This is a genomic window from Arthrobacter sp. 2RAF6 (genome assembly GCF_052115205.1).
Lineage (GTDB): Bacteria > Actinomycetota > Actinomycetes > Actinomycetales > Micrococcaceae > Arthrobacter.
The window spans coordinates 1-4,065 of the sequence record NZ_JBFRGF010000077.1; the positions used below are offsets into that span (position 1 = coordinate 1).

A 4,065-nucleotide genomic window follows, 5' to 3' on the forward strand; every position below is an offset into this window, starting at 1 on the left:
GAAACCAGCTGTAAAAAACCAGCCCCGCACCACGGAGGTGACACAGGACCAGCCAAAACAACCAATTCATAAAAACAAATCGGTATCAACAAACTTGGCACACTATTGAGTTCTCAAACAACAGACACACCCGGCACCACCCACACCCAACCAAGGATCCAGGATCGCTCCGGAGCAACTTTCCAAACTTACCCGAACTGTTACCACTTTGCAAATCAGTATTTCAACCAATTTGAGGGCAACAATTCGAATTCCCCTCGAATTGCGGCGCACAAAGCACCAGCCGTTCTAGGCTCAATTCGAAGGGGTGGCCACCCGTGGTTCCCAGCTCTAGGCTGTCTCCCTCGCGGCGACTTAGAAGACATTACACGGCTTCAGTACACCGCGCAAATCCAGCATTGACGCCCCGCTATTTCCCCTCAGCTCCGGCTGCCCGACAGGGCCTGATCGCCGCGGTGTCGTCGACGGCGGAACGCGGGTTCCGCCGTCGGGCCCCGCCTAACGGAAGGCAGCTATGCCGGTGAGCTTGCTACCCAAGATGAGGGTATGGACTTCGTCGGTGCCTTCATAGGTGCGAACGGATTCCAAGTTGTTAGCGTGCCGCAAGGGTGAGTGGTCCAGCGTGATTCCATTGCCGCCGAGGATCGTCCTGGCTTCGCGCGCAATCTTGATGGCTTCGCGGCAGTTGTTCAGTTTGCCGACCGAGATCTGGTCCGGTTGCAACGTGCCGGCGTCCTTCTTGCGCCCGAGGTGCAGGGCGAGGAGGAATCCCTTGTTGATCTCCAGAGCCATGTCAACCAACTTCTGCTGGGTCAGCTGGTAACCGGCCAGCGGTCTGCCAAACTGCAGGCGTCCCTTGGAGTAGTCGAGGGCTACCTCGAACGCATCGCGGGCGGCGCCCATGGCGCCCCAGATGATTCCGTAGCGCGCCTCGTTCAGGCAGGAGAAGGGGCCTTTGAGCCCGACGACGTTCGGCAGCACCGCACTCTCGGGTAGTCGCAGATTGGACAATTCGATGTCGCATTGGATGGAGGCTCGCATGGACAGTTTCGGCTCAATCGGCGTAGCCGTGAATCCAGGGGTCCCGGTAGGGACTACAAAGCCGCGGACACCGCCGTCGGTCTGGGCCCAGATGATGGCGACTTTGGCTACCGACGCCAGGCCTATCCAGCGTTTTGATCCGTTCAGGATCCAGTCGCCTCCGTCGCGGTTTGCAAACGTAGTCATGCCACCCGGATCCGATCCCGCCGTGGGTTCCGTGAGTCCGAAGCAGCCGATCACTTCCCCCGCCGCCATCGCCGGCAACCATTCGGCTTTCTGTTCATCCGAACCGTGCTTGTAGATCGCGCTCATCGCCAACGAGCCCTGCACCGAGACGAAAGTGCGCAACCCGGAATCCCCAGCCTCAAGTTCCGCTCCAGCCAGGCCGTAGTCGACGGCGGATCGGCCGGCGCAGCCGTAGCCGTTCAGGTGCATGCCGAGTAGGCCCAATTTGGCGAGTTCGGGGACAAGGTCCAGCGGGAAAATGGCCTTTTCATACCAGGTTGCGATGTGTGGCCTGATTTCGCTATCCACGAAGGCGCGCACCGAATCGCGCAGCGCACGTTCATCCGCGCTAAGGAGGGAATCAAAATCAATCAGATCGCTGATATCGGACAATTATGCGCCTTTCACGGAAGTGTTTGGGGATTAGAAGGTGGACCCTTGGTGCTCACCAAGGGCCGGGGGAACTTGCCGATAGTTCGGTGCTGCTGCGGACAGCCGGATGGGGTTGGCAAGCTGCCTGGACTCCCGGCCTGTGGAGGGATCAGTGACAACGATTGACGGCTCCAGCCCCAGGCTCTCAGCCAGTTCGAAGGCCTCGCCGACGCTGTTGACCCTGCCCGCAGGAACACTCGCGGCGAGCAACTTCCTTTGCCAACTCGCAGCAGTGTCAGCATGGAGGGCAGCCTCGATCACAATCCGAAGCTCCTCACGGGACGCTACTCTGCGTTCGTTGGTGAGGAATCTCGCTTGCTCGGACAAACCCCTGAGCCCTAGAACTGACGCCAGGGCCGCAAACTGCCGGTCGTTGCCGACCGCGATGGCGAGCGTGCCGCCGCCAGTGCGGAATGTCTCATAGGGGGCGATGCTGGGGTGTGCATTGCCCAGCCTGCCAGGCGAATTGCCCGTTGCCAAGGCGGCCGCGCCCTGGTTCACCAGGGCTGCAAGGAGCGAGGAGAGGAGGTTGACCTGCACCTGTTGGCCGGTCCCTGTGGCGTCGCGCAGCCGCAGCGCCATCAGGATCCCCGCTACGGCATTCTGTCCAGTGAGGACGTCGACTAGGGCAACCCCGACCTTGCTTGGTTCTCCTTCCGGGTTGCCAGTGATGCTCATCAGACCGCCAAGCGCCTGCACTAGCAGGTCATAGCCGGGCAGATCTGCGCCGGCGCCGGCCCCGAAGCCCGAGATTGAACAGTAGACGATGTCCGGCCGGCTCTCGGAGACGGTCTGATAATCCAGACCGAATTTCGTCATGACGCCAGGACGGAAGTTTTCGATGACGATGTCGCATCCGGCCACGAGGGCACGGGCATAGCTCAACCCCTCATCGGACTTGAGATCGGCGACAACGGATTTCTTGTTCCGGTTGACGCTTGCAAAATAGGTGCCGGTCCCATCGGCTTCCACAGGCGGGATCCACGCCCGGGTATCGTCGCCGGCAGGACCTTCGATCTTGATGACCTCGGCACCGTAGTCGGCCAACATCATGGAGCACAACGGACCGGCAAGAACCCGCGAAAAGTCCGCGATCCGTATACCAGCCAAGGGCTGTGGCAGACCGCGGGGGCTGCCCACTGTGGACGTCACGACACATCTCCTTTGATGGTTGTATGTTGCATGCAACTCTAAGGGAATGTCTCCGGCGTGTAAACAATTCTTCGTCGTATCGGAGTCAGCCGCGGAATTGCATCAGTTGATCCAGCTTCGCCAGATACGCATCGGCGGACAGTCCAGGCGTCTTCGCGCAAACACCTGCAATGAGAAGCCGGGCGGTGCGGGTGACATGTTCTCGAACCGCCGTCGACGCAGCTTGAGGGTCCCGTCCCTCCAACGCTTCGAGAATGCCTCGACGGTCGTCGGCCAAGTCCTGGCTGCTTCGGATTGAAGGGATGGTCACCAAGCCTTGCGCGAGAACGAGATTGCGGAGTTCCCCATCCAGCGCCATCAGCCGGGGATTGCCCGCCAAGCCCATGAGAAACAAGTGGAATTCCTTGTCCGCCTGCAGGGTGCCGGGACCATCATCGCCGGCTGCAGCATCCAGGATGCGCCCGTGCAGCACCCGGAAATGCTCGAGGTCATCCTTGGTGACGACCTCGGCGGCCCGAGCCGCTGCCGGGGGCTCAAGAAGAATTCGGATCTGGAAGATCTGCACAATCTCATCAAGTGAAATCTGCAGGACCCGGACACCGCGGTTCTTCTCGATCCGGACAATGCCCTCCTTTTCGAGTAGCTGCAGGGCCTCACGTACCGGCGTCCTGGACACGCCGAGTCTCTCGGCTAGCCCGATCGCGGAATAGTGCTCCCCGGGCGTCATCTCGCCGGACGTGATTGCCGCCCGCAGCATATTTGTGGCCTGCGCTGTCAGAGACACTCCGGGAGTAACCTGTTGCATGCTACTCATCCTGATATTGTACGGGTCTACGTGAACCTGCATTGGTGGAAACCGGGTCATTGGTGAGCGGGGGTTTGCCCGCAACGGTTGATAGGTGAGCCGGCGTTGGCCCGCAACGGTTGATAGGTGAGCCGGCGTTGGCCCGCAACCGTTGATAGGTGAGCCGGCGTTGGCCCGCAACGGTTGATAGGTGAGCGGGGGTTGGCCCGCGGCCGTTGATAGGTGAGCCGGGGTTGGGGTTTTCCGGGTCATGGGTGGGCTGGGGTCTGTTTGGGTTGGGGTGTTAAATGGGTCAGGCCCCGACATGTGGTGTCGGGGCCTGGACCGTTAATGGTTGTCCGGCGGTGTCCTACTCTCCCACACCCTCCCGGGTGCAGTACCATCGGCGCTGTGGGTCTTAGCTTCCGGGT

At 60.8% G+C, this 4,065-nt stretch carries 3 protein-coding genes and 1 rRNA gene; all 4 read right to left on the reverse strand.

Features of this window, described 5'->3' with window-relative positions:
- Nucleotides 1-498: 498 nt before the first annotated feature.
- Entirely contained in the window at nucleotides 499-1,659 is a 1,161-nt protein-coding gene (locus AB4Z38_RS25425) for an acyl-CoA dehydrogenase family protein (protein WP_441432291.1), read from the reverse strand.
- A 30-nt stretch (nucleotides 1,660-1,689) separates the two neighbouring features.
- On the reverse strand, nucleotides 1,690-2,850 hold the full coding sequence (locus AB4Z38_RS25430) for a CaiB/BaiF CoA transferase family protein (protein ID WP_441432292.1): 1,161 nt from the start codon (nucleotides 2,848-2,850) through the stop codon (nucleotides 1,690-1,692).
- Nucleotides 2,851-2,935: 85 nt separating this feature from the next.
- Nucleotides 2,936-3,655 (reverse strand): GntR family transcriptional regulator, encoded by a 720-nt coding sequence (locus tag AB4Z38_RS25435; RefSeq protein ID WP_441432293.1) that lies wholly within the window; start codon nucleotides 3,653-3,655, stop codon nucleotides 2,936-2,938.
- 336 nt (nucleotides 3,656-3,991) lie between these two features.
- Nucleotides 3,992-4,065 (reverse strand): 5S ribosomal RNA (rrf, locus tag AB4Z38_RS25440); the annotation flags it as partial.

What these genes read in the sequence shown, in the direction of transcription:
- AB4Z38_RS25435 (WP_441432293.1), bottom strand. Translation starts at nt 3,655, where the DNA reads ATGCAACAGGTTACTCCCGGAGTGTCTCTGACAGCGCAGGCCACAAAT.